25 protein-coding genes are annotated in these 20,948 nt (G+C 64.8%); 18 read left to right on the top strand and 7 right to left on the bottom strand.

The features are described 5' to 3' along the window. Positions 1–63 precede the first annotated feature (63 nt). Genes BW39_RS08355 through BW39_RS08330 form a run of 6 tightly spaced genes read left to right on the top strand, consistent with a single transcriptional unit; the run spans position 64 to position 2,556 of the window. Positions 64–360, top strand: a complete 297-nt coding sequence (locus BW39_RS08355) for a hypothetical protein (RefSeq protein ID WP_043821011.1) — start codon at positions 64–66, stop codon at positions 358–360. Positions 361–365: 5 nt separating this feature from the next. Then, positions 366–653, top strand: a complete 288-nt coding sequence (locus tag BW39_RS08350; RefSeq protein WP_043821009.1) for a hypothetical protein — start codon at positions 366–368, stop codon at positions 651–653. Between the two features lie 20 nt (positions 654–673). Continuing rightward, on the top strand, positions 674–1,132 hold the full coding sequence (locus tag BW39_RS08345) for a hypothetical protein (RefSeq protein ID WP_152547195.1): 459 nt from the start codon (positions 674–676) through the stop codon (positions 1,130–1,132). A 5-nt stretch (positions 1,133–1,137) separates the two neighbouring features. After that, a complete protein-coding gene (locus BW39_RS08340) occupies positions 1,138–2,112 on the top strand; it encodes a recombination-associated protein RdgC (protein ID WP_043821006.1) in 975 nt (324 codons plus the stop codon). Position 2,113: 1 nt separating this feature from the next. Continuing rightward, positions 2,114–2,347: a hypothetical protein gene (locus tag BW39_RS08335; RefSeq protein WP_043821004.1), complete on the top strand. Its 234-nt coding sequence runs from the start codon at positions 2,114–2,116 to the stop codon at positions 2,345–2,347. Then, positions 2,344–2,556 (top strand): hypothetical protein, encoded by a 213-nt coding sequence (locus BW39_RS08330; protein WP_043821001.1) that lies wholly within the window; start codon positions 2,344–2,346, stop codon positions 2,554–2,556. The genes BW39_RS08335 and BW39_RS08330 overlap by 4 nt, the downstream gene beginning before the upstream one ends. Positions 2,557–2,558: 2 nt before the next feature. Here BW39_RS08330 and BW39_RS08325 read toward each other — a convergent pair whose 3' ends face one another. Beyond that, complete coding sequence (locus BW39_RS08325; protein ID WP_043821000.1) at positions 2,559–2,816, bottom strand: hypothetical protein; 258 nt, start codon at positions 2,814–2,816, stop codon at positions 2,559–2,561. 80 nt (positions 2,817–2,896) lie between these two features. On the opposite strand from BW39_RS08325, the gene BW39_RS08320 reads away from it, so the two are divergent. Then, positions 2,897–3,184, top strand: coding sequence for an H-NS histone family protein (locus BW39_RS08320; protein ID WP_043821155.1), 288 nt, complete (start codon positions 2,897–2,899; stop codon positions 3,182–3,184). On the opposite strand, the gene BW39_RS30885 is transcribed toward BW39_RS08320, so the two are convergent. Both BW39_RS30885 and BW39_RS30880 read right to left on the bottom strand, forming a co-directional pair. Next, positions 3,174–3,872: a hypothetical protein gene (locus tag BW39_RS30885; protein WP_152547194.1), complete on the bottom strand. Its 699-nt coding sequence runs from the start codon at positions 3,870–3,872 to the stop codon at positions 3,174–3,176. The genes BW39_RS08320 and BW39_RS30885 overlap by 11 nt on opposite strands. A gap of 267 nt (positions 3,873–4,139) precedes the next feature. Continuing rightward, complete coding sequence (locus BW39_RS30880; protein WP_152547193.1) at positions 4,140–4,781, bottom strand: hypothetical protein; 642 nt, start codon at positions 4,779–4,781, stop codon at positions 4,140–4,142. Between the two features lie 92 nt (positions 4,782–4,873). On the opposite strand from BW39_RS30880, the gene BW39_RS08315 reads away from it, so the two are divergent. From BW39_RS08315 to BW39_RS08295, 5 genes are all read left to right on the top strand, one after another. Further along, positions 4,874–5,122, top strand: a complete 249-nt coding sequence (locus BW39_RS08315) for a DUF7220 family protein (RefSeq protein WP_043820997.1) — start codon at positions 4,874–4,876, stop codon at positions 5,120–5,122. Then, positions 5,119–6,183, top strand: coding sequence for a DNA-methyltransferase (locus BW39_RS08310; RefSeq protein ID WP_043820995.1), 1,065 nt, complete (start codon positions 5,119–5,121; stop codon positions 6,181–6,183). The genes BW39_RS08315 and BW39_RS08310 overlap by 4 nt, the downstream gene beginning before the upstream one ends. An 8-nt stretch (positions 6,184–6,191) precedes the next feature. Continuing rightward, the gene (locus BW39_RS08305; RefSeq protein WP_043820993.1) at positions 6,192–8,066 is read left to right on the top strand and encodes a DNA cytosine methyltransferase; all 1,875 of its coding nucleotides are present in this window, start codon (positions 6,192–6,194) and stop codon (positions 8,064–8,066) included. Between the two features lie 145 nt (positions 8,067–8,211). Beyond that, positions 8,212–10,221, top strand: coding sequence for a hypothetical protein (locus tag BW39_RS29750; RefSeq protein WP_052155293.1), 2,010 nt, complete (start codon positions 8,212–8,214; stop codon positions 10,219–10,221). Between the two features lie 109 nt (positions 10,222–10,330). Beyond that, positions 10,331–10,576: a helix-turn-helix transcriptional regulator gene (locus BW39_RS08295; protein WP_012205378.1), complete on the top strand. Its 246-nt coding sequence runs from the start codon at positions 10,331–10,333 to the stop codon at positions 10,574–10,576. On the opposite strand, the gene BW39_RS08290 is transcribed toward BW39_RS08295, so the two are convergent. Continuing rightward, positions 10,563–11,837: a tyrosine-type recombinase/integrase gene (locus tag BW39_RS08290; RefSeq protein WP_043820991.1), complete on the bottom strand. Its 1,275-nt coding sequence runs from the start codon at positions 11,835–11,837 to the stop codon at positions 10,563–10,565. The two genes, BW39_RS08295 and BW39_RS08290, sit on opposite strands and share 14 nt — an antisense overlap. A 188-nt stretch (positions 11,838–12,025) precedes the next feature. Here BW39_RS08290 and BW39_RS08285 point away from each other — a divergent pair, with 188 nt between their 5' ends. Continuing rightward, on the top strand, positions 12,026–13,042 hold the full coding sequence (locus tag BW39_RS08285; RefSeq protein WP_013802619.1) for a D-2-hydroxyacid dehydrogenase family protein: 1,017 nt from the start codon (positions 12,026–12,028) through the stop codon (positions 13,040–13,042). Between the two features lie 46 nt (positions 13,043–13,088). Here BW39_RS08285 and BW39_RS08280 read toward each other — a convergent pair whose 3' ends face one another. From BW39_RS08280 to BW39_RS08270, 3 genes are read right to left on the bottom strand one after another with little or no spacing between them, the layout of a single operon-like run. Next, the gene (locus BW39_RS08280) at positions 13,089–13,922 is read right to left on the bottom strand and encodes a hypothetical protein (RefSeq protein ID WP_043820988.1); all 834 of its coding nucleotides are present in this window, start codon (positions 13,920–13,922) and stop codon (positions 13,089–13,091) included. A 3-nt stretch (positions 13,923–13,925) separates the two neighbouring features. Continuing rightward, on the bottom strand, positions 13,926–14,357 hold the full coding sequence (locus BW39_RS08275) for a DNA polymerase III subunit chi (protein WP_012205376.1): 432 nt from the start codon (positions 14,355–14,357) through the stop codon (positions 13,926–13,928). Between the two features lie 45 nt (positions 14,358–14,402). Beyond that, entirely contained in the window at positions 14,403–15,980 is a 1,578-nt protein-coding gene (locus BW39_RS08270; protein ID WP_043820987.1) for a leucyl aminopeptidase, read from the bottom strand. Positions 15,981–16,003: 23 nt separating this feature from the next. Here BW39_RS08270 and lptF point away from each other — a divergent pair, with 23 nt between their 5' ends. The 5 genes from lptF to BW39_RS08245 all read left to right on the top strand — a co-directional run bounded on the left by lptF (position 16,004) and on the right by BW39_RS08245 (position 20,895). After that, on the top strand, positions 16,004–17,131 hold the full coding sequence (gene lptF / locus BW39_RS08265) for an LPS export ABC transporter permease LptF (protein ID WP_013802622.1): 1,128 nt from the start codon (positions 16,004–16,006) through the stop codon (positions 17,129–17,131). After that, a complete protein-coding gene (gene lptG / locus BW39_RS08260) occupies positions 17,131–18,240 on the top strand; it encodes an LPS export ABC transporter permease LptG (RefSeq protein ID WP_043820984.1) in 1,110 nt (369 codons plus the stop codon). The genes lptF and lptG overlap by 1 nt, the downstream gene beginning before the upstream one ends. A gap of 10 nt (positions 18,241–18,250) precedes the next feature. After that, positions 18,251–18,664: a sirohydrochlorin chelatase gene (locus BW39_RS08255; RefSeq protein ID WP_043820983.1), complete on the top strand. Its 414-nt coding sequence runs from the start codon at positions 18,251–18,253 to the stop codon at positions 18,662–18,664. Positions 18,665–18,728: 64 nt separating this feature from the next. Next, positions 18,729–19,670 (top strand): CysB family HTH-type transcriptional regulator, encoded by a 942-nt coding sequence (locus tag BW39_RS08250; protein WP_034398475.1) that lies wholly within the window; start codon positions 18,729–18,731, stop codon positions 19,668–19,670. A 58-nt stretch (positions 19,671–19,728) separates the two neighbouring features. Then, complete coding sequence (locus tag BW39_RS08245) at positions 19,729–20,895, top strand: pyridoxal phosphate-dependent aminotransferase (RefSeq protein WP_034393073.1); 1,167 nt, start codon at positions 19,729–19,731, stop codon at positions 20,893–20,895. Positions 20,896–20,948 lie beyond the last annotated feature (53 nt).

The following is a 20,948-nucleotide window of genomic DNA, read 5'->3' as shown; positions in this document are numbered from 1 at the left end:
CGGTATCGCTGCTGCGGCCGCCATCTCCGGAGCACCCCTTTTCTGAACCTGGAGCACCAGCTCATGAGCCATACCACGAACCCCATCGAAGGCGCGCGCGTCACCCGCGAAATCACGTCCAACCACCACGCCCATGCAATGACGCATGTGGCCGAACCCATCATCGAAATCCTGAGCGGCTATGGCCAGCGCAATGGCAACGCGTTCGCAGTCTATGGCGGCCTGTATGCCATGGGCTGCGCCCTGGCCAGCATTGGCACGAGCCTTGAGCCCGGTGTGGATCTGCGTCAGCAGCTCGAACCGATGCTCGCCGGCTACCAGGCGATGCGCGAGTCCCAGCTCAAGGCACAGGCCCACTGATCGCCATGCCGAATCCCGAGAAGCTCAACCTCTCGCAGATCTGCGCCGCCTTCGCGCCCGTGCTCCAGCTCAGCGCCGCCAACCTCGTCGCCCTGGGCGTGCCCTTCGAGAAGGACCGCAACGCAGTGCTGATGAACGCCAGCGACCTGCCCCGGCTGGCCGACGCCCTGATCGACCAGCTCTACCTGAAGCGCGAAGCATTCCTGGCCGGGCCCGCGCAGCGCGCGCCAGCCATTCCTGCGCCCGCCATCCAGCACCTGCCTGCCGACGACACCGAAGGCGGCGCCCTGTAACCCACCGTTTGGAGAACCCCATGTCGCAAACACCGGCAGATCTCTACGCAGCCGAGTTGCAGGCGCGGTCACAGGCGAATCAGCTCAGCACTGAGGCTGCCGCTCTGCGCAAGCAGACGAAGACATGCGAGCTTGCTGTAGATGCCCACGGCATGCGCCTGCAGGCCAAGGAACTGAACCTGGCAGCAGGCGCGGCGCGCGCACTGGCCAAAAGCCACCACATCGAGGCAGCCAACTGCCTGGAGCGGTGCGCCGCCGAAATGACCCATCGCATGCCCCCCGACTACCCCTCCTGGGGAATTATGAAAACGCGGGGCTACGTGAAGCTGCTGGAGATCGTCGTCAGCAACGCCAAGCGCGCCAACCCCAAGCTCGCAATCGCCACTGCCGCCCACACCGCGCTGCTGGGGCACGAGACCTGGACCGATGACGACGCATACCGCTTCGGATCGCTCCCCAAGAACCCCCAATCCCTCTGATCACCATGTTCACAAACCTGATCATTTACCGAATCGCCGAGCCCTGGTCCCCTGACCTGCAGGCTGTCGAAGCCGTGCTGGCCAAGTCACCGTTTGCCGAATGCGGTCCTACGCAGGAGCGCAGCGCCGGCTGGGTGCCGCCGCGCGGCGAGCCCCATGGCCCGCTGGCCGAGTCTGTGGCCAATCAGTGGGTGATGCGCTTCATGGCCGAGGCCAAGATGCTGCCGGCCAGCGTGCTCAACCGCCGCGTCAACGAAAAGGCTGCCCACATAGAGGCCACCGAAGGCCGCAAGCCCGGCAAGAAGGAAAAGAAGGATCTCAAGGACGAGGCCAAGCTGGACCTGCTGCCCATGGCCTTCACCAAGCAGGGCGCCATGTGGGTCTGGCTGGACCCGCAGGCCCGCACCCTGGTGCTGGACACCGGCAGCCAGGCGCGCGCCGACGAGGTGGTCAGCTCGCTGGTGGAGGGCCTCACAGGCTTTGCGCTGGCCCTGGTCGATACGCAGACCAGCGCCCAGGCCGCCATGGCGCACTGGCTGAACTCGCAGGAGGCCCCGGCTGGCTTCAGCGTGGATCGCGAGTGCGAGCTGAAGTCCTGCGACGAATCCAAATCGGTTGTCCGGTACGGCCGGCACCCGCTGGACATCGCGGAAGTGCAGCAGCACATCCAGCACGGCAAGCTGCCCACTCGCGTTGCAATGACCTGGGACGACCGCGTGAGCTTCGTGCTGACCCAAGGCCTGCAGCTGCGCAAGGTTGCGATGCTCGATGTCGTGAACGAGTCCAAGGATGGCGATGGCGGCTTCGATGCTGATGTGGCGATCACGACGGGCGAGCTGTCCAAACTCATCCCCGACCTGATTGAAGCACTCGGCGGCGAGGGTCGCACTGCCCTGGGCCAGGCCCTGCCCGCCTCGCTGACCACGACAGGACCGGCTTGTGCCCCGCCAGATCTGAAGCCAGGCGATGTGCCGTTCTGACATGGCCGTATCAGCCGAAAAGGTCTGCACCACCTGCGGCGAGCCCTGGCCCGCCGACGTGGGCTTCTTCCGCGCCCTGGTCAAAAGCCCCGACGGGCTGGCCGACCAGTGCAACGCCTGCGTTTGTGACAAGTACCGCCGCTATCGCAAGCGAAACCTCTCCCGCCCACGCGTCACCGACACGCTCGCCAGCGTCTGGATGCAGCGCCCGGCGGCCATGGCCTCGACAGCATGAACCAAGACACCGAACACCAGCCCACGCGCGCCGAGCGCGATCTGCCAGCCGCGCGCCGCGCCGCCGAACGTGCCAGAGCATTGTGGTGGGAAGAGCAGAAGCCCACGCACTGCTTCGGCTGCGGCGCTGAGCTGCCCGACGACCACCGCCGCGGCGATGCCCTGCCCGACGACCATCGCCGCGGCGATGCCCTGCCCTGCGGGCACTGAAGCTATACGTGCAAGCGCTCCAAGAACTTGGAGCGCACACGCACCTGAGTGCCTGCGTGCTCCGGCTCCTCCACTTCCACCAGCAGCATGTGAAACCGGGCTGCATCGTCATCCGACGGCGGTGGCCCTGGCGGAGCCAAAGCGCCGACTTCGTAGACTGAGACCCCTGGGTCTTCGCCCTCGCGTTTTACAAGAAGAACTCGCCGAACGAACTGAACATCGGCGAAATCGAGTTCCGCTTCGGTGATCCGAACATCCATAGCCCCCGCTCCTTCGTTGCTCCAGTGTTGATTGGTGGGAGCAAATTTACCTCAACAGCGCCACAGCGCAATCCATGACCATGACCTCTACATATCAGGACCTACTGGCCCGCAAGGCCGAACTCGAAGCCCAGATCGCAGCTGCTCAGGCCGAGCGCAAAGCCGAGGGCATCGCCCAGGCCCGCGCGCTGATCGGCGAATACGGCCTGAAGGATGCCGATGTCTTCCCCGCCCAGGGCAAGAAGCCCAAGGGCAGCGTGGGCGCCCCTAAGTACCGCGACCCCGCCACCGGCGCCACCTGGACGGGCCGGGGCAAGCCGCCGAACTGGATCAACGGCAAGGACCGCCACTCGATGCTCATTGATTAGGCGTAGTAGGGGGTGATTCTGCTTGCGCTGTCTGATATAGACCATTTTGTGGATCACCACCATTCAAATGGTTCGCAATTTCAAATTCATCCATTTTCTTGAAAGATTCAATTACCCTAGCAGCAACACCATTTGAGTCGAGCTTTACTGACTCAACGCCGTTAACTTTTTCAAAAATTAGTTGCGCATGATGATTTATGCCGACCGCTATCAATCCAAGAAATCGGAGAAAATCACGCGCATTACTTTCGGTCGGCCTTTCTTCATAAGCCTTAGCAGTAACGGATATCTGGACTGCCATGAGCTTAAGGTTAACAAACGCGTGCATCACATCGGGAGGGAATACCTCTGGCCTTATCAAGCGGACAGCCGCAATGTTCTCATTTAGGGCAACGCTCGTTAGAACAATCACCCCTTTCTTATTACTTTGAACGCCACAAGTGAGTCCTTGAGTCGCCTCAATCAGACTGATTACAAAATGCCTTGCATTTACTACTGCGCCTTTCCTTTCAATTCTGATTGGCGCACGAGAAATCCATATGGCAACAATTAATGCAATAACAGAGCCAATTGCTTGCACCCAGCTTGACCACTCTGACTTCGTCATGCACCAGACAAAGCAATGATTCTGAGATTGAGCGGAAGCAACAGCAGAACCGATACCAGAAATTAATTGAGCAGTATCCATCGCCCTCTCCTTTCATGAGTGGCGAATCCTAACCTCCCATAGCCCGTTTGGCGGTCCCCTCTCGGGCTTTTTGCATAGAACCCACAATATTCAGCCCACGCCTTGGCGACTGCCAAGCCGCGAACCGGTGATCGAACGCAATGCACCGCTGAAACAGCCAGGCCTTCAGAGCCATGTCCAGCCGCTGAAACGCGCAGGCCGCGTAATGGACGGCCGGACTTGGGACAAGATGCCCACAAACTGACAAGGCATGAGGAATTCGGCCAACTAAGATAATTGGTCCTTCATGTCCATTTCACGCAACGATTTCATACGATTCGAGCAAATTACTTGCGCCTCATAACATGATTTATCAAGATTCTCTAGCATCTTATACGACTCACTCGCCTGCTGGCCGATAGTTAGACGCAGTAAGCCAATAGCCTCGAATACATCCTGCATGGCGATAGCGGTTGGCGTATCAGGCAAATCCCAAAAGGGCAAGGCAGACAAACGCTCAGCATATATCTGAAACACATCCGATATAAGCCTATTGCCCTCATCGAAGGTTGAGCCAGTAGAAATTGCCGCCATCACGATACTATGTTTTCCATTGATCCTACGGATGCCATCAACCAAGCTAAGCGCCCTCTCCAAAGTAGATATTTGCCTCTCCAACCGCTCACCGTCTCTTGCTTTAATTGCCGCCATTTTCTGGTGATTTACCTGCCACCAGACTGCAAGAATAGCCCCAATGGAGCCAATGGCTTGTATCCATCCAGATAAATTACTCTTCCCGCCTATCCAGCAAACAAAATCATCACCCACACCCGCAATAAGCGCCCAAACAACAAAGAAGGACATGATCGCTCCCGCCCCTATAGCGGCCTGAGTGTCAGAGATCGGGATAATTTTCTTAGACTTCGCCATATAGACCTCTCTTTCAATAGAGAGGATAGCTCAACCCTCGAAGCCTGATCGGCGCAAGCCGCTCGGGCTATTCCTCATTCCTGGAGCCTCCCATGAACCAAACCCGCCTGGGCTCATTGATCGAGACCCTGATGAACGTGGCCATCGGGCTGCTGGTCAGCATCGTGGCAAACGCCCTGGTGTTCCCCAGTTTCGGCTTCGCGCCCAGCCTGGGCGAGAACGTGGCCATCAGCCTGATCTACACGGCCATCTCCATCGCTCGCCAGTACGTGCTGCGCCGCTGGTTCAACGCCAGGCTGCAGCGCGCGGCCGCCCGGATGGCGGAGGCGGTCGGCACATGAATACCATTGAATTCGGCGACTGCCGAGACACCATGCGCGCCTGGGCGGCCCAGGGCGTCCGCGCCCAGATGTGCGTCACCAGCCCGCCCTACTTCGGTCTGCGCGACTACGGGCATGCCGGCCAGCTGGGCCTGGAGCAGTCGCCGGAGCAGTACATCGCTGCGATGGTCGAGGTGTTCCGCTGCGTGTGGGACGTGCTGGCCGACGATGGCACGCTGTGGCTCAACATCGGGGACAGCTACGCCAGCAACGCGGGCGGCTACGATGCCACGGGCAGCCGCGGCGCAACCTCCCACCCCACCATCGGCAAGGGCACGATGGCAGCGGTCGTCCAGAACCGGCGGCGCGTGCCGGCGACAGGCCTGAAACCGAAGGACGTCATCGGCATTCCCTGGATGCTGGCGTTCGCGCTCCGGGCCGATGGCTGGTATCTGCGCCAGGACATCATCTGGCACAAGCCTAACCCGATGCCGGAGAGCGTTGGGGACCGCTGCACCAAGGCGCATGAATACCTGTTCCTGTTGTCCAAGGGCCCGCGCTACTTCTTCGACAGCGATGCCATGCAAGAGCCTGCGGCCGGCCTGAACAACTACCCACCGATGGGCGGCCCCGTGCCGGGTGCGCCACCACAGGGAAGGCTCAGGCCCAGCGTGAAGCGCGGCGGGTTCGCAGGCAAGACCAACGCCATGCCGGGCCGCGAGGCCTTCCGCGCGACCAGCCCCACGCGCAACCGGCGCAGCGTCTGGACAGTGGCCACCAAGCCCTACAAAGGCGCCCACTTCGCAACGTTCCCACCCGCGCTCATCGAGCCGTGCATCCTGGCGGGATCTCGAGCAAATGACATCGTGCTGGACCCGTTCATGGGCAGCGGCACCACGGCCGCCGTCGCGCTCCAGCTCGGCCGCCAGTACCTGGGCTGCGAGCTCAACCCCGGCTACGAGCCCCTGCAGCGCGAGCGCATCGAGGCCTCTGCTGCACCGCCGCCCGCGACCAGGACCCGGCGCCGCGCCACACGACCACCCGAACCAGAGCCCGCACAACGCGGGCTTTTCTCATTCTGAGGAGCCGCATGCTTACCCCTCAATTTCTCCTGCCCCTCGCGGCCAAGCTGGTGATCGACCTGTTTGCCGGTGGCGGCGGCGCATCGACCGGCATTGAGCAGGCCATCGGCCGGCCCGTCGATGTCGCCATCAACCACGACGCCGATGCCATCGGCATGCACGAGGTCAACCACCCGCAGACCAGGCACTACCGTTCCGACATCCGCGAAGTGGATCCCCTGGCCGTGACACGCGGCGAGGTGGTGGGCCTCCTCCACGCATCGCCCGACTGCACGCATCACAGCCAGGCCCTTGGCGGCCAGCCCCGCAACGGGGAAATCCGGTCGCTCGCGTGGATCGTCATCCGCTGGGCCGGCAAGACCAAGCCCGATGTCATCACGCTAGAGAACGTCGAGCAGATGATGCAGTGGTCCCCGCTGATTGCGAAACGCGATCCAGCCACCGGCCGCGCCATCACGCTGGACCGCATCACGGACCCCGCCACGGGGAAAGCCACCTTTCGCGTGGCCGAGCCCGGCGAAGTGGTGCCGCGCGGCAATCAGTTCCTGGTGCCGGACCCCAAGCACAAGGGCCGCAACTGGCGACATTTCGTGCAGGCCCTGCGCGACCTGGGCTACAAGGTGGAGTGGCGCGTGATCTGCAATGCCGACCTGGGTGCGCACAGCACTCGCACTCGGCTGTACCTCATCGCCCGCCGTGATGGACTCCCCATCGTGTGGCCGAAGCAAACCCACGCGAAGAAGGCGAGGCCAGGGCTGCAGGCCCACCGCCCGGCCGCCGAGTGCATCGACTGGCGCATCAAAGGCCAAAGCATCTTTGGCCGAAAGAAAGACCTCGTGCCGGCCACCATGCGGCGCATTGCTCACGGCATCGTGAAGTTCGTGACGGGGAGCGATGACCCGTACATCGTGCCAAGCTCATTCATGGCTTCCGGGGCGCTTGTGCCCGTTACCCACTCCCGGGACATCTCCTACGACCTGCAGAAGCCATTGCGCACGATCACGACGGCGAAGGGCGGCGAGACAGCGCTGATGGCCGCCCATCTCGTCCAGATGGGCTACGGCGAGCGACCGGGCCAGGCGCCGCGCTCGCTGGACCCACGGGGTGCGCTGGGCACCATCACTGCAGGCGGCGGGAAATTCGCGGCGGCTAGCGCATGCCTGGTGCATGCCGGGCACGGCGAGGGCAAAGACGGCGGCAAGCGATGGAGTCATGGCGCCAACGACATCAACGACCCCCTGGGCACTGTGACCGCAAGCGGTGGCGGCCAAAGCCTGGCGACAGCGTTCATGGTGCAAGCCAACGGCGGGCACAACGCCACGCCAGCGCTGCCCCTCGGCCGCCCTATGTCCACAGTGACCACCAGCGGCAGCCAGCAGCAGCTGGCCGTGGCCCACCTTTGCACTCTGCGCAAAAACAGCATCGGCCGAGACATGCGTGAGCCGGTGCCCACGATCACGGCGGGCGCTGAGCACCATGCGCTGGTCCAGTACGAGCTGAGCCAAGAGGACGAGGCCGGTGCCCTGCGCTGCGCAGCGTTCCTGATGCGGTATCACGGCGACGGCGGCCAATGGGCGGACCTGCGCGACCCGATGACCACCATCACCACGCGCGACCGCCTGGCGCTCGTGACCGTGTGGCTCAAGGGCGAGCCCTGGGTGATCGTGGACATCACTCTGCGCATGCTGGTACCGCGCGAGCTCTACAACGCCCAGGACTTCCCACCTGGCTACGTCATCGACCGGACCGCCTCCGGCAAGCCCCTGACGAAGACCGCCCAGGTGCGCATGGTCGGCAACTCCGTGAGCCCCGTGCCCATGCGGCAAATCGTCTCGCTCAACTCGCCCGAGTCCACGGCCTGGCAACTGCGCCGGGCCGCCTGATCCCTCCAACCCGGCCCGCCACGCGCGGGCCGCACTGTTTTCGCATGACCCCGATCCGTCCCCAGGCCGATTGCCAGCTACTGCTGCTCGCCATCCACGTCATTTCCAAAACCGCCACCGCATGGCAAATCGAACGGAGCAACCCATGACCCACATCCTGATCCCGCGCGAACCCAGCACCGCCCTGCTGCGCCCCTTCATCGGCTGCAACAACCAGGAACTCCACGAGGCCTGGGCCGCGATGGTGCGCATCGCAGAGGTCCAGCACGACCGCGCTGACAGCCAGTGCCTGGCCCAGATCGAGGAGCCGCCCCAGCCCGTGGCGCCCGTGCTGGACGACCGCTGGAAGGCCCGCATGCTCGACGGCCGCGCGCCAGAGCGCGATGAGATGGGCTTTGGCAATCACCCCGAATTGCCCAGCCTGGACGAAGGCATGATGCCCCGCAGCTTCTTCGCCGCGCTGGGCTTGGAGCTGGCCCACACGAGGGCCGAGGACCAACTCGACGGCGATGCGCTCGAGGCCATGAGCGAGGCGGTGAATTGGACCGGCTGGACGCCCACGCCGCCTCCAGGTGACGGATGGAAGCTGGTTTCCATCTTCGACACCGAGGACGGCCCGGCTGCTTGGTGGCTGCGCGAGTTGCCCGAAGCCGAAGACGGCACCACGACCATCCGCAACCTGCAGGCCGAGGTCAAGAAGCTGGCGGCTCGCATAGCACGCATCTCCCGCGCCGGGGCAGCTCCTGCTGCTGTGGCGCCGGCCGGCGGCGACATTGACTGGGACGTGCTGACCGAAGACCCCAGCGAGCGCGCCATGTTCGACCGCAACTTGGGCCTGCTGTACGGAGGGGACCCCCGCGTACCCATTGCCACCTCGCTGCGCATCTGGGCCCAGACGAATGGCAACGGGTCGTTCGGCGCCCAGTGCGCGGTCTATGCCAACGAAGTCGCCAAGATGCACCTCGCCGCGCCCGCCCTGGAAGCGCCTGCAGGCCCAGAGTCCGCGCCCTGGTGCCCGGATGTGTGCCCGATCACAGGCCGTCCCTTCTTCATGTGGATCGATCACTGGCAGACCGGCAAGCCTGTGCCGACCTACGGCGGGCCATACGACAGTTACACCATCCCGGCGAAGGATAGCGACGGCTCTTTCGAGTGCGAGCGCTACGACCACGACGAAGGCGGATGGTTGACCGAAGGGGCTGGCTGGCATTGCCTGGGCGTGAAGTTGGTGAACGACCAGTCGTTCGTCGTAGACCCGAGCAACCCTCGCTACAACGAGATCGAGGCCTTCGCGGCAGCAGCGCCCCAGGCATCTGCTGCGCCCGTGGTTGTGCCCGCTCAGGGCGATCCTGCGGCCTTGCTGCAGCTCGCAGAATTGCTTGAAAGCGGGCGGTCATTGATCCACACCGAGCGCAAAGAAGCAGCGGATGCGCTTCGGCATCAAGCTGCCGCCGCCAAGGCGGCACCCGTTGCGCCTGTGGGCTTGCCCTGGCGCACTGGCATCCCACCATGGACCGATGACAGGTCCGTGCGCGTGATTGCCGTCACGGCACACGACGACTTCGGCGACGTCCAGGTCCACGACATCCGCGCGAGCGACTTCCACACTGATGGCGACGGGGACGGCGCTGAAGTTGCCCGCGTGTGCACGCACTGGGCATACCGCGACGACATCTGGCCGCGCGCCGATGCAGTAGCGCCTGCAGCGCCCATTCCCTGGGACAACTTCCCAGCCTATCTGATCGACCACTGCGAGGGCCAGACGATCACCGAGGAAGGCCTGCAGCGCGCTCTGTCCGCCATGCTGGCGAATCCTCAATACGCGGCGGCAGCACCTGCTGCGCCTGCAGTGGATTCCGACCCGCAGGGCCTGCGTGATGTGGGCGAAGCGCTGATGGAGACCATCGAGCGCAATGCTGACGCGCTCAAGGCGGTCGGCTGGCTCGGTCCGATGGACTGCCCCAGCGAAATCGTGGTGGACCTGCTTAACCTGCTGGACGAAGCCAATGCCACGTCTGCCCTGGGCGAATGGGTGGCCACGCTCGAAGTGGACAGCGAGGGAGGCCTCGACTACGAGATCGTGCCACCGTGCACCCTGCCAGCCGGCTGCTACCCGCTCTATCGCGCAGCCCAGGCAGCAGCCAAGGGGACCTGACCATGGCCAGCAAGAAGCACAAGGACTGGCGCGACAAGCGCGCGCCACAACCCGACGACGAACCAATCACCTGGCCAGCACCCGCTGGCCTTTTTCATTGAGGACGCCCATGTCCAAAAGCATCACTCTGAACTTTGCACCTGCCGTGCTCGGCCGCGAGCATGCCGCAGCCTACGTGGCGCTGAGCGTCAGTTCCTTCGAACAACTGGTGCGTGAGCGCCAGATACCCCAGCCCCGCCAGCTGTCTGCCAGGCGCGTTGGCTGGCTGCGCGCGGAGCTCGATGACTGGTCCGCCCGTCGGCCAGCGTCCGAGCTGCTGCCACCTGAGAACACCGGTGCCCCTAAGCCCCGATGAACTCCTCCAACTTCGCATCGAGCGCCGCCAGCCATTGGCCGCGCTCGGCGTCGTACCGGTAGAGGTTGTAGTCGCCCGCCACGCCTGGGAGGACGTGGCCAAGGATCGCCTCCCCCACCTCATGCGGACAGCCCATCGACGCAAGGATGGTGCGCCCCGTCCGCCGAAGATCATGCGGCGACCAATGCGTCACGGTCAGCCGCGCCCGCTTGTGCTCGGGCTTCGTCTTGCTGTAGGGCTGCAGATAGTGCACCTTGGTCTGCATGTAGGCCTGGGTCTGCCCTTTAAGCACACCATCGCGCCCGATGCTCGGGAACAGCCATTGCCCCTCATTCGCCAGCAGACGTCGCACGATCTGCTCGGCACGACCGAACAAAGGCACACGCAGGTCATGTGCGACCTCAACGTGCCGAATCTTCATTGCCTCCTTGGGCACGGTCCACCAAAGCACACCCCCCTCCTCCGACAACTGCTTCTTCTGCATCTGGCAGATCTCCCCGCCACGCGTGCATGTCCACAGCTGCAGCGTCAGGAAATCCTGAACCTGCTGGCTGAACATCGTCAGCTCGCTGCCGATCAGCGTCTTGATCTCCGCGCCGCTCAGCACGCGCTTGCTGGTGCCCTTGTGTTTTCCATCGCGCACTGCCCCTTTGCTGCGAAGCTTGTGGGACGTGCGTTCCGCCCACCAGTTGGGCATGCCGTCAGGAATTCGCCCTGACTCCAGCCCCACGCGCCATGCAGCTGCCATCTCCGTCTTCACGGACTTGGCCAAGACGGGGCGGTCGGCCAGACCTTCAATGACGTCGTAGACAAAAGAGCGGCCCACCTCGGTCACGGATGTCGACTCCCGTCCCGAGATCGCATTGCGCAGACGCTGCTCGATGTTGCGGGCGCCCTTGGCCTCCCGGTTGACCATGAGATACCGGGCGGCATAGTCGTCCACCAGCCTGGCCAATGTGTAAACCTGTGCAACCGGTTGCGCCAAAGCCTTGCGCGCCAGCTTTCGCTCATCCGCTGGATCTCTTCCCTGCTCACGCAGGTCCCGTGCTGCCTGCCATTCGGCTGCAGCCTGGGCTGGCGACATGGCTGGCCATTGGCCGAGCTTGACCTGCTTGAGCTTTGCCGAATCCGCCAAGCTTCTGTAACGATAGGTCCAAGATTTCGTGCTGGCCGTCGCTTCGAGCCTCAAGCCTGGGCAACCTTGTACGACAATGTGTTCGCCCTGCTTTAGGGCCTTGGCTGAACGTGCGTCAAAGAACATCTGAAGCTACACCTTGAATGCCGGAAAAACCTACACAAAACCTATACTGAGCGGTGAAGTGTAGACGAGTCCAGGCAAGTGCAGATGAAGCACAAAGGTAAGCGCAGGAATTGAATAAATCGTTTGCCGACAACATCTTGCGCGGCAAACCGGAGATAAATCAAAGGCTTATGACAGATTCACAGGCAATGAACATCATCATTCTTGACGACTACCAGGACGCCGTGCGCAAGCTGGACTGTGCTCGTCTGCTGGAGCCCTTCAACGCCAAGGTCTTCACCAATACTGTCAAGGGCGTTGGCCAGCTGTCGGTGCGGTTGCGCGATGCGGACATCATCGTGCTGACCCGCGAGCGCACGCAGATCAGCCGGCAGCTGCTGGAAAAGCTTCCGCGCCTGAAGCTGATCGCGCAGACCGGCAAGGCCGGCGCCCATATCGATGTGCAGGCCTGTACCGACCAGGGCGTTGCGATTGCCGAGGGCGTGGGCTCGCCCATTGCGCCGGCAGAGCTGACCTGGTCGCTGATCATGGCGGCCACGCGGCGGCTGCCGCAGTACATCGCCAACCTCAAGCACGGCGCATGGCAGCAATCGGGCTTCAAGGCTGCGTCCATGCCTGCGAATTTCGGACTGGGCAGCGTGTTGCACGGGCGCACGCTGGGCATCTGGGGCTACGGCCGCATTGGACGGCTGGTAGCGCACTACGGCCATGCCTTCGGCATGCAGGTTCTGGTCTGGGGCAGCGAAAGCTCGCGCCAGAAGGCGCAGGCCGATGGCTTTGCGGCGGCGGAATCGCGCGAGGCTTTCTTTACCGAATCCGACGTGCTGTCCATGCATCTGCGCCTGCATGAGGCCACACGCGGCATCGTCACGGCGCAGGATCTGGCACGCATGAAGCCGACCGCCCTGTTCGTGAACACCTCGCGCGCGGAGCTGGTGGAGGCCGATGCCCTGCTGGGTGCGCTCAACCGGGGCCGGCCGGGCCTGGCGGCCGTGGACGTGTTCGAGAGCGAGCCCATCCTCCAGGGCCATGCGCTGCTGCGGCTGGAGAACTGCATCTGCACGCCGCACATCGGCTACGTGGAGCAGGACAGCTACGAGCTGTACTTTCGCGCCGCCTTCGACAATGTGGTGAACTTCGTTGCGGGGCAGCCCAGCAACATCCTCAATCCCGAGGTGTTCTCAGGCCCGGCCCGCGCAGGCTGACGACCGGGTCAGGCGGGGGCTTGCGCCGCCCGCCCTTGCCCGGCACTCAACGGCTGCCCTGGCCGGAGTCGCCACGTGCGGCCGTGGCGCGAAAGGCCAGTTCATCGGCCACCGCCTCATAGACGGCCTGGCGCACGACGGATTCCACCTCCTCGCGCAGACGCACGACGATGGACCGTGTCTGCTGCTGAACCACGGTGGCAATGGCGTCGCGCAAGCGCTGGTCCAGCACCAGGTCCACACGCTGCATGAGGCGATGGACCAGATATTCCTCGGTGACCTGCTGCGCATGACTGTCCCATATGGACTCCATGGTGGGGGCTGCCGGCATGGCGGGGGAAGCCGGCGTCGGCCCGGCAGCCGCCTCTGCCACGACAGCCTGCACCACCGGGACCACCAGGTCGGCAGGGACCACTTCCCCGGCCGGTGCCACGTCGCCCGCTGAAGCCACATCTGCCGCACCTGCCACATCTGGCGCATCAGTCACATCAGCCATTTCGGCCAGACGGCTTTCCTGGGCCAATTGCATTTCCACGGACGGGGCGCTGGGCGGCTGATAGTCCGAGAGCACAGGCTGCATTGCAGGTGTCGGGATTTCCTCAGGTGCATCCTGCTCGGCGACCATGGGCCGCTGCGGTTCCAGGTCCTGCGGCAGCGGCGGCAGGGACGCAGGCAGGGTGACCACGCCACGCCGAGGCGCCAGCATGCCTTCGCTGGCCCAGGGCGTCGCTTCGTCCGTCAGCGGCAGTTCGGACACGGGGTGTGCCAGGGGTGCCGGGGGTTCGACCGCCTGAACCGGTGCCTGCACCGCATCCACCGCAACGACATCGGTGAGCGTGGGAACAAAGCGCGGTGGGGTTTTGGAGGGAGGAGCGCTCATGGCTTACTCCTTGAGGACCAGGTCATGGCGCTTGATTGAAATACCCTGGGCCGCATAGTGCTTCCAGCGCTGCCGGGCCAGGTGGCGGTCTTCCTCGTCGGTGGCGGAAACCACTTCGACGACACGCGCAAAGCGCTCGAACCCTTCGGGCACTTCGCCGCCCAGGTTGACCAGCATGTCGTGGTGCGGCGCGCCGTCCAGCCGCTCCAGCAAAACGATGGGCGAGAAGGCCATGATGTCTGCCCCATCGCCTTCTCCGGCATGGGCCAGGAAGTCGGTGGGCGAGACACTCCACAGCCTGGGCGACAAGGCCTTGAGCAGCGGCGGCGACCCCAGCACCACCAGTTGCGTGCGGTGCCTGAGCGCCTTGCGCGCCAGACGGCAGACATAGGCCAGCTTGTCGGGCGCGTTGAAATGGAAGGCCACTTCAGTCAAGCGATGCTCCCTTCAAACAGGCCCGGGCTGACGGGGACGATGCGCTCATGCCTGCTCCGGCTGAGCGGCAACTGCAGCCTTGCGGCGGCTGGCAGATCCTGCCTTGGGTGGCACCGGCTTCTTGGGTGCAGCAGCTTTATGGGGTGCCGCAGCCTTGGCCTGCGCCTTGCCAGCATCGATGCCGGCCAGCAGATAGTGCAGCAGCAGGCCCACGGGGCGGCCTGTACCGCCCTTGGCGGCGCCGCTCTTCCAGGCCGTGCCGGCGATGTCCAGGTGCGCCCAGGGAATGTCGCCCACAAAGCGCTGCAGGAACTTGGCTGCCGTGACCGCGCCACCCGCGCGGCCAGCCACATTGCCCATGTCGGCGAAATTGCTCTTGAGGCCTTCGCCGTACTCCTCGTCCAGCGGCATGCGCCAGCAGGGGTCCAGTGCCGCATCACCGGCCTGCTCCAGCGCGCGGGCCAGTTCGTCGCTGGGCGAGAACATGCCGCTGCGCAGCCCGCCCAGGGCGATGACGCAGGCGCCGGTCAGCGTGGCGATGTCCACCATGGCGCGGGGCTTGAAGCGGGCGGCGTAGGTCAGCGCATCGCAGAGCACGAGACGGCCTTCGGCATCGGTGTTGAGGATTTCTATGGTCTGACCGCTCATGCTGGTGACCACGTCGCCCGGCTTGACGGCAGCGCCGCCGGGCATGTTCTCGGACGCTGGAATGAGGCCGACGACATTGACGGCCGGCTGCAGCCGGGCCAGCGCATGGAACACGCCCAGCACGCTGGCGGCGCCGCCCATGTCGAACTTCATCTCGTCCATTTCAGCGGCAGGCTTGAGCGAGATGCCGCCGGTATCGAAAGTGATGCCCTTGCCGACCAGCACCACGGGCGCGGCACCCTTGGTGCCGCCGTTGTAGTGCAGTTCGATGAAGCGCAGCGGCTGCTCCGAACCCTGGGCCACGGCCATGAAAGCGCCCATGCCGAGCTTGGCGACTTCGGCGGGGCCGTGGATCTTGCAGCTGATGCCGGGCAGCTTGGCCAGGGCGCGGGCCGCGTCAGCCAGCAAGGTGGGCGTGGCGTGGTTGGCGGGGCGATTGGCCCATTCGCGTGCCAGGGTCATGCCTTCGGCCTGGGCCACGGCGGTCTTGAAAGCGTCGGCAACGCCATTCTTGTCGCCCGCCTTGACGGCTGCGGCAATCACCAGCTTCTTGAGCGCCACGGGCTTGGCCTGGGGCTTGGTGTGGGTATAGCTGTAGCAGGCATCGGCCGCCGCCAGAACGGCGGCAGCAACGGCAGGGCCTGCCGCATCGAAGCCAAAGCACAGCAAGGCCTTGCCAACACCGGTCGCCTTGAGCGCGGCACCTGCGCCGGCCACGGCCTGGCGCACTTCCCGTGCCGAGCCGTTGCCCGCGCCCAGCAGCACGACGCGGCGTGCAGCGACGGCTGGCAGGCCGTACAGTGCCAGCTGTTTGCCGGCTGCCGTTTCGAAATCTCCGGCCTTGACCGCGTGTGCGACCAGGGTGGACAGCGCGTCGCTGCCCGTGACCGTGGATTCGGTCACCAGCACCAACAACAGGTCACACTTTTCACGTACTGCTGCGGCAGTCGTCAACGGCTTCAGTTCAAAGTTCATAATCGGCGTTTTCCTTTCAGCCAATGTTATTCGATTCATCCATACGCAAAGAGCTGGCCCGCAGCTTCGGTGCCACGGTCGTGGTGCTGATCACGGTCGTCATGACCATGATGCTGATCCGCACGCTGGGCCAGGCTTACAAGGGCAATGTCAGCCCTTCCGACGTTCTGCTGGTCATGGGCTATACGGTGCTTGGCCAGTTGCCCACGATTTTGGGCCTGGGGCTTTTCGTGGCCGTGGTCGGCTCGCTGTCGCGCATGTACCGCGACAGCGAGATGGTGATCTGGTTCGCCGCAGGCCAGGGGCTGGCCAGCCTGCTGCGCCCGCTGCTGCGCTTTGCCTGGCCGGTGCTGGCCGTGATCGCCGTGCTGGGCCTGGGCATCCTGCCCTGGGCCAACCAGCAGATCGAGCAGATCAAGACCCAGTTCGAGCAGCGCAGCGATATCGACCGCATCGCCCCCGGCGAGTTCCAGGAGTCTGCCGGCGGCTCGCGCGTGTTCTTCATCGACAAGGACGTGCCCAGCGCCACCGCTGCCAACAATGTGTTCATCGTGGCCAATGAGCGCGGGCGCGAGTCCGTGACCTCGGCGCGCGGGGCACGGCTGGAAGTGGTCAAGGGCGAACGCATGGCCGTGCTGACCGACGGCCAGCGCATGGAAACGCAGACCAGCGACGGCTCGGTGAAGATCAGCGAGTTCAAGGAATACGGCACGCAGCTCGGCAGCGGCAGCAATCTGGCCGCCGCCGAGGAAATGGCCGCGCGCAGCACGTACACGCATGAGCTGCTGCCGCGCACCGAACCCATCTACCGCGCCGAGCTGGGCTGGCGCATCGGCCTGCCGCTGGCGGCGCTGAACTTCGTGATCCTGGGCCTGGCCGTGGCCAGCGTGAACCCGCGCGCTGGTGGCAGCGGCAGCCTCATGCTCGCGCTGTTCGCCTTCATCGTGTACTACAACCTGATGACGCTGGGCGAGAACTGGGTGGCCTCGGGCAAGCTGAGCATGCCCGCCATGACGGCCCTGCTGCACGGAGGAACATTGCTGCTGGCACTGCTGGTGCTGCTGGCACGGCACAAGCGCTGGTCGCCGCGCGACCTGTGGCGCAGGCCCTGCAAGCCGGCTGCCCTGGACGACGCAAAGGCGGTGCCCTGATGAGAGTTCTGAGAAACCTGCTGTACCGCGACATCATCGCGGCCGTCAGCTATGTGACGCTGGCCTTCCTGGCGCTGTTCTTCTTCTTCGATCTGGTCGATGAGCTGCGCTGGGTCGGGCGCGGCGGCGACAACGGCTACCAGATCACGCACGCCCTGCTCTTCGTGGTGCTGCGCATCCCCAGCCACCTGTACGAGCTGATGCCCATCACCGTGCTGATCGGCACCATCTACGTGATGGCGCGCTTTGCCCAGAGCTCGGAATTCACCATCATGCGCACCAGCGGCATGGGCCCCTGGCTGGCGCTGCGCACGCTGATGGTGCTGGGCCTGGGTTTTGTGCTGGCCACCTTCGGCACGGGCGACTACCTGGCGCCGGCGGCCGAGAACGCGGGCCAGAACATCCGCGCCATCCACCTGGCCCAGCTGTCGCGCGGCGCCACGGGTGCCTGGCTCAAGGAACGCCAGGGCGATCATTCCATCGCCATCAACGTGCGCGCCATCCGCGGGCCCGGCGATTTCTCCAATGTGCGCATCTTCGACTTTGACGGCCAGGGCCGCATCTCGGCCCAGATCCATGCGCAGGCGGCGCGGGTCAGCGAGGATGGCGAATCCTGGACGCTCCAGGGCGTTGAGGCCAGCCGCCTGAAAGCCAAGGCCGACGCAGGCATGGTGCTGCTGCGCGAGAAAGAGGACAGCCTGGTCTGGAAGACCGGCATCAGCGCCGAAATGGTCTCGGCCGCGCTGCTCAAGCCCGACCGCATGTCCACCATTTCGCTGTTCCAGTACGTGCGCCACCTGGAGGCCAACGGCCAGGCCGCGCAGAAGTACGAGATCGAGTTCTGGCGCAAGGTCTTCTACCCCATGAGTTGCCTGGTGATGGTGGTGCTGGCCCTGCCCTTTGCCTATCTGCATTTCCGCTCGGGCGGCATCGCGGCCTATGTGTTCGGCGGTGTGATGGCCGGCATCAGCTTCTTCCTGCTGAACAACGTGTTTGGCTACATCGGCACGCTGCAGACCTGGTCGCCCTGGCTGACCGCTGCGGCGCCGGGCCTGCTCTACAGCCTTCTTTCATTGACCGCCTTCACCTGGCTGGTGCTGCGCCGCTAGATCCGTTGCCATGCAAAACGACACAAAAGCGGCCGGCATTGCCGGCCTGATCCTGCTGGCCCACGGCTCCCGCGACGCCCTGTGGCGCCAGCCCATCGAGGCCGTGCTCGGCGCCGTCCGGCAAACGCGGCCCCACGGCCTGGCTGCATGCGCCTACCTGGAAGCCTGTGCGCCCGACCTGCCCACCGCCGCGCGCGGGTTGATCGAGGCGGGCGCCACGCGCATCACCGTGCTGCCCCTGTTCCTGGGCACGGGCAAGCATGCGCGTGAGGACATCCCGAAGCTGGTGCAGGAGATCCGCGACACCCACCCACAGGTGGCCGTGGAACTGGAGCCGGCCGTGGGCGAGCATCCGCGTGTCACGGCCCTGCTGGCAGAGCTGGCGTTGGCGGCCATGGAGCCTCCCGGCAGGTCAGGAAGCTGAAATAACGAATCGCTTCTTTATATAAATGCAGCATAATGGCGCGCTGCACCCAGCTGTCACCGCCATGAACCTGCACCAATTCCGATTCGTCCAAGAAGCGGCGCGCCGCAACCTCAACCTCACCGAGGCGGCCAAGGCCCTGCACACCTCGCAGCCCGGCGTCTCCAAGGCCATCATCGAGCTGGAGGAGGAGCTGGGCATCGACATCTTCGCGCGCCACGGCAAGCGCCTCAAGCGCATTACCGAGCCCGGCCTGGAGGTGCTCAAGAGCATCGAACTCATCATGCGCGAGATCGGCAACCTCAAGCGCATCGGCGAGCAGTACAGCGCCCAGGACAGCGGCACGCTGTCGATTGCCACCACCCACACCCAGGCCCGCTACGTGCTGCCGCCCGCCGTGGCACGGCTGCGCGACCTGTATCCCAAGGTCACCATCAGCCTGCACCAGGCCACGCCAGCCGAGGTGGCGCGCATGGTCATCGACGAAATCGCCGACATCGGCATGGCCACCGAATCCCTGGCCGACTACCCCGATCTCGTCACCCTGCCCTGCTACGAATGGCAGCATGTGCTGGTCATGCCCACGGGCCATCCGCTGGCGCAGAAAGAGCGCATCACGCTGGACGACATCGCCCATGAGTCGCTGATCACCTACCACCCCTCTTTCACCGGGCGCGGCAAGATCGACCAGGCCTTCGCCACGCGCCGGCTGCGTCCGCGCATCGTGCTGGAGGCCATTGACTCCGACGTGATCAAGACCTATGTGCGCCTGGGCCTGGGCATCGGCATCGTGGCCGAGATGGCCATGCGCGACGATCCGGTCAACGACCTCGTGGTGCGCCCCATGGGCCATCTGTTCGGCCAGAGCGTGGCGCGCGTGGCCATCAAGCGCGGCGCCTATCTGCGCAACTTCGTCTACCGCTTCGCAGAACTGCTCAGCGACCGCCTGACGCGCGACCTGATCATGCGCGCCATGAGCGGCCACGTGCACGACTACGAACTCTGATCCTCCGCCCCACCGGGCCCGCAGTGCGGGCCCGTTCCCGTTTTCCGCTGCCTCCGCCATGACCTCTGCCACGCCCCGCACGCCCGCCTTCCCCAGCCGCCTGCCCCATGTGGGCACGACCATCTTCACCACCATGTCGGCGCTGGCCGCCGAACACCAGGCGGTGAACTTGGGCCAGGGCTTCCCCGACTTCGGCTGCGACCCCAGGCTGGTCGATGCCGTCACGGCCGCCATGCAGGCCGGCCACAACCAGTACCCGCCCATGCCCGGCCTGCCGCAGCTGCGCCAGGCCATGGCCGACAAGATGGAGGCGCTTTACGGCCGCCGCTACGACGCGGGCACCGAGATCACGGTCACGGCCGGCGCCACGCAGGCCATCCTCACCGCCATCCTGGCCACCGTGCATGCGGGCGATGAGGTCATCGTGCTCGACCCCTGCTACGACAGCTACGTGCCCAATATCGAGCTGGCCGGCGGCGTGCCCGTGCGCGTGCCGCTGACGCCGGGCAGCTTCAAGCCCGACTTCGCCAAAATTGCCGCCGCCATCACGCCGCGCACACGGCTTTTGATCATCAACAGCCCGCACAACCCCAGCGCCACCATCTGGAGCGATGCCGAGATGCTGCAGCTGCAGGAGCTGCTGGCGCCCACCGACGTGCTGCTGATCAGCGACGAGGTCTACGAACACATGGTCTACGACGGCCGCCAGCACCAGAGCGCCGCGCGCTTTGCCGGCCTGGCGGCGCGCGCCTTCATCGTCTCCAGCTTCGGCAAGACCTACCATGTCACGGGCTGGAAGGTGGGCACCGTCGCCGCGCCGGCCGCGCTCACGGCCGAGTTCCGCAAGGTCCACCAGTTCAACGTATTCACCGTCAATACGCCCATGCAGGCGGGCCTGGCCAGCTACATGGCCGACCCTGCGCCCTACCTGCAGCTGCCCGCCTTCTACCAGGCCAAGCGCGACCTGTTCTGTCAGGGCCTGGAAGGCTCGCGCCTGCGCCTGCTGCCCACGGCGGGGACCTACTTCGTCTGCGCCGACATCTCGGCCGTGTCGGACCTGGACGAAGCCGCGTTCTGCCAGTGGCTGGTCCGGGAGCATGGCGTGGCGGCCATCCCGCTGTCGGCCTTCTATGGCGACGGCTTCGACCAGCGCGTGGTGCGCTTTTGCTTTGCCAAGCAAGACAGCACGCTGCGCGCGGCGTTGGAGCGGCTGCGCAAACTCTGAAGCCGGGCGCGGGGCAGCGCCCACGCCGGGTTGTCCCGTCATCCTCTGAGATG

The organism is Delftia sp. RIT313 (assembly GCF_000632165.1).
Lineage (GTDB): Bacteria > Pseudomonadota > Gammaproteobacteria > Burkholderiales > Burkholderiaceae_C > Comamonas > Comamonas acidovorans.
The sequence above is the reverse complement of the archived record's forward strand: the minus strand, read 5'-3'. Positions and strand labels throughout refer to the sequence as shown.

Excerpts from the sequence above, each read along its gene's own strand:
- BW39_RS08270 (WP_043820987.1), bottom strand. The coding sequence starts at position 15,980 with ATGAACTTTGAACTGAAGCCGTTGACGACTGCCGCAGCAGTACGTGAA.
- BW39_RS08320 (WP_043821155.1), top strand. The coding sequence starts at position 2,897 with ATGACCTCTACATATCAGGACCTACTGGCCCGCAAGGCCGAACTCGAA.
- BW39_RS08315 (WP_043820997.1), top strand. The coding sequence starts at position 4,874 with ATGAACCAAACCCGCCTGGGCTCATTGATCGAGACCCTGATGAACGTG.
- BW39_RS08280 (WP_043820988.1), bottom strand. The coding sequence starts at position 13,922 with ATGAGCGCTCCTCCCTCCAAAACCCCACCGCGCTTTGTTCCCACGCTC.
- BW39_RS08355 (WP_043821011.1), top strand. The coding sequence starts at position 64 with ATGAGCCATACCACGAACCCCATCGAAGGCGCGCGCGTCACCCGCGAA.
- BW39_RS08245 (WP_034393073.1), top strand. The coding sequence starts at position 19,729 with ATGACCTCTGCCACGCCCCGCACGCCCGCCTTCCCCAGCCGCCTGCCC.
- lptG (WP_043820984.1), top strand. The coding sequence starts at position 17,131 with ATGAGAGTTCTGAGAAACCTGCTGTACCGCGACATCATCGCGGCCGTC.
- BW39_RS08310 (WP_043820995.1), top strand. The coding sequence starts at position 5,119 with ATGAATACCATTGAATTCGGCGACTGCCGAGACACCATGCGCGCCTGG.
- BW39_RS08345 (WP_152547195.1), top strand. The coding sequence starts at position 674 with ATGTCGCAAACACCGGCAGATCTCTACGCAGCCGAGTTGCAGGCGCGG.
- BW39_RS08285 (WP_013802619.1), top strand. The coding sequence starts at position 12,026 with ATGAACATCATCATTCTTGACGACTACCAGGACGCCGTGCGCAAGCTG.
- BW39_RS30885 (WP_152547194.1), bottom strand. The coding sequence starts at position 3,872 with ATGGATACTGCTCAATTAATTTCTGGTATCGGTTCTGCTGTTGCTTCC.
- BW39_RS08295 (WP_012205378.1), top strand. The coding sequence starts at position 10,331 with ATGTCCAAAAGCATCACTCTGAACTTTGCACCTGCCGTGCTCGGCCGC.
- BW39_RS08325 (WP_043821000.1), bottom strand. The coding sequence starts at position 2,816 with ATGGATGTTCGGATCACCGAAGCGGAACTCGATTTCGCCGATGTTCAG.
- BW39_RS08305 (WP_043820993.1), top strand. The coding sequence starts at position 6,192 with ATGCTTACCCCTCAATTTCTCCTGCCCCTCGCGGCCAAGCTGGTGATC.
- lptF (WP_013802622.1), top strand. The coding sequence starts at position 16,004 with ATGTTATTCGATTCATCCATACGCAAAGAGCTGGCCCGCAGCTTCGGT.
- BW39_RS08335 (WP_043821004.1), top strand. The coding sequence starts at position 2,114 with ATGGCCGTATCAGCCGAAAAGGTCTGCACCACCTGCGGCGAGCCCTGG.
- BW39_RS08255 (WP_043820983.1), top strand. The coding sequence starts at position 18,251 with ATGCAAAACGACACAAAAGCGGCCGGCATTGCCGGCCTGATCCTGCTG.
- BW39_RS29750 (WP_052155293.1), top strand. The coding sequence starts at position 8,212 with ATGACCCACATCCTGATCCCGCGCGAACCCAGCACCGCCCTGCTGCGC.
- BW39_RS08250 (WP_034398475.1), top strand. The coding sequence starts at position 18,729 with ATGAACCTGCACCAATTCCGATTCGTCCAAGAAGCGGCGCGCCGCAAC.
- BW39_RS08330 (WP_043821001.1), top strand. The coding sequence starts at position 2,344 with ATGAACCAAGACACCGAACACCAGCCCACGCGCGCCGAGCGCGATCTG.
- BW39_RS30880 (WP_152547193.1), bottom strand. The coding sequence starts at position 4,781 with ATGGCGAAGTCTAAGAAAATTATCCCGATCTCTGACACTCAGGCCGCT.
- BW39_RS08350 (WP_043821009.1), top strand. The coding sequence starts at position 366 with ATGCCGAATCCCGAGAAGCTCAACCTCTCGCAGATCTGCGCCGCCTTC.
- BW39_RS08290 (WP_043820991.1), bottom strand. The coding sequence starts at position 11,837 with ATGTTCTTTGACGCACGTTCAGCCAAGGCCCTAAAGCAGGGCGAACAC.
- BW39_RS08340 (WP_043821006.1), top strand. The coding sequence starts at position 1,138 with ATGTTCACAAACCTGATCATTTACCGAATCGCCGAGCCCTGGTCCCCT.